Annotated in this window: 1 pseudogene; it reads left to right on the top strand. The window is 46.6% G+C overall.

Annotated elements, in window-relative coordinates:
- Window positions 1-249 (top strand): annotated as a pseudogene (locus L976_RS01800) (alpha-amylase family glycosyl hydrolase); the annotation flags it as partial.

The following is a 249-nucleotide window of genomic DNA, read 5'->3' as shown; positions in this document are numbered from 1 at the left end:
CAATCCTCTGATTTTACATCGATTCAGGAGCGAATTAACTCGCTAGATTCACCCAATCGTTCATTAGCCATCTCAACGTCACAAACTGACTCCGCAACTAATCAAGCTCATATTCCCCACAAGGTTCTGGTCCAATTCGATGGCGCAGCTCACCTAAATGAGCAAGCGGGCATTCCGTTTCATTTTGCCGATTATCTCGAACTGATTGATTGGACAGGCCGCGCCATCCGCCTTGATAAGAAAGGCTAT

Origin of the sequence: Shewanella sp. ZOR0012, assembly GCF_000798835.1 — a bacterium.
In the GTDB taxonomy this organism is placed as follows: Bacteria; Pseudomonadota; Gammaproteobacteria; order Enterobacterales; family Shewanellaceae; genus Shewanella; species Shewanella xiamenensis.
This window is presented reverse-complemented; position numbering and strand designations above follow the sequence as displayed.